Origin of the sequence: Candidatus Nitrosotalea sp. FS, assembly GCF_011319475.1 — an archaeon.
Taxonomy (GTDB): domain Archaea; phylum Thermoproteota; class Nitrososphaeria; order Nitrososphaerales; family Nitrosopumilaceae; genus Nitrosotalea.
The window spans coordinates 1,716-3,008 of the sequence record NZ_RCMC01000131.1 but is presented as its reverse complement, the minus strand read 5'-3'; the positions used below and the strand labels follow the sequence as shown (position 1 = coordinate 3,008).

2 protein-coding genes and 1 tRNA gene are annotated in these 1,293 nt (G+C 38.7%); all 3 read left to right on the top strand.

Translation table 11 applies throughout. The features are described 5' to 3' along the window. Nucleotides 1-785 (top strand): FAD-dependent oxidoreductase (locus tag DYY66_RS04730; RefSeq protein ID WP_166286652.1); only part of this gene is annotated, 785 nt, incomplete at its 5' end. Between the two features lie 75 nt (nucleotides 786-860). Next, a tRNA-Pro gene (locus DYY66_RS04725) sits at nucleotides 861-938 on the top strand. Between the two features lie 43 nt (nucleotides 939-981). Further along, nucleotides 982-1,293: GNAT family N-acetyltransferase (locus DYY66_RS04720; protein ID WP_166286651.1), on the top strand; the 312-nt coding region annotated here is incomplete at its 3' end.

The window sequence follows — 1,293 nt, the reverse complement described above, 5'->3', positions numbered from 1 at the left end:
ATGGCTTTATTCTTTATGACATCAACGATGTTCCAAAAATCAGGGACACCATAAAGCAAGTAAGATCTGGCAAGATTGCAATGGCAATCACAGGTCTACCATACAAGTGTCCTCCAGCTCCATTTGAGGCAGCACTTCTCATAAGGTCTGTACTTGAGGAGACAGGGGCAAGCGATTCTGTCCAGATGGATTTCTTCAGTCCAACACCAATCACGCTTCCAGCAGGTGGTCCACAGGTAAGCGAAGAAATATTTCAAATTCTAAAATCAAAAAAGATAGAGTTTCACGGAAACCATAAAACCATTGCAGTAGAGCCAAACAAAATAAAATTCGAAGACGGAGAAGCAAGCTTTGATATTTTGATTTCCGTTCCTCCACACAAGGCTCCCTCTGTTGTAGTAGAAGCTGGTTTTGCAGAGAGTGGAAAATTTATTGTAGTTGACAAGACCTGCAAGACAAAATATGATCGTGTGTACGCAATAGGTGATGTCAACCAGATAATGGTGACAGATAAAATCGCAGTACCAAAAGCAGGAATATTTGCAGAAGCTGAAGGTGTAACTGTTGCAAGAAATATTATTTCACAAATAAAACACGAACTTGAAAACGCAGTCTTTGATGGAAAAGGCGGATGTTTTCTTGAGACTGGCAAGGGAACTGCAGGATATATTCAAGTTGACATGTTTGCAACTCCAGATCCTCTGACACAACTACAAACTTCATCAACAGAACATTTTACAGAAAAAGAAAAGTTTGAACAAGACAGACTGAAAAAGTGGCTCTAGATTTTCAAACACAAATTTCTTGACACAAAATTCAATCCTACAATTTAATAATTTCAATAGTAGCCAACACCTCGAGGGGCCGTAGTCTAGCTTGGTTATGATGCTAGCCTGGGGTGCTAGAGGTCGCCGGTTCAAGTCCGGCCGGCCCCACCATTGTACAAAAATAGTTGAATTGCACAAATAATCACTACAATCCATGAAAATATCATATCTGATTAATCCTGATCTGAAACCAAGACAAGTATCTGAATTATTTGTAAATTCAGGCATAAAACGACCTGCAAAAGATATCCCAAGAATAAAACGCATGATAAAAAATGCAAATCTAACAATATGTGCAAAGGATGGAAAGAATCTAGTTGGAATACTGCGTGCTGTAACTGATTTTAGTTATTGTTGCTATGTATCTGATCTAGCAGTTGACAAAAAATACCAACGTCTCGGAATTGGAAAAAAACTGCTCAAGGCAGCACAAAAAACACTAGGTAATCAAGTCATGATACTTTTG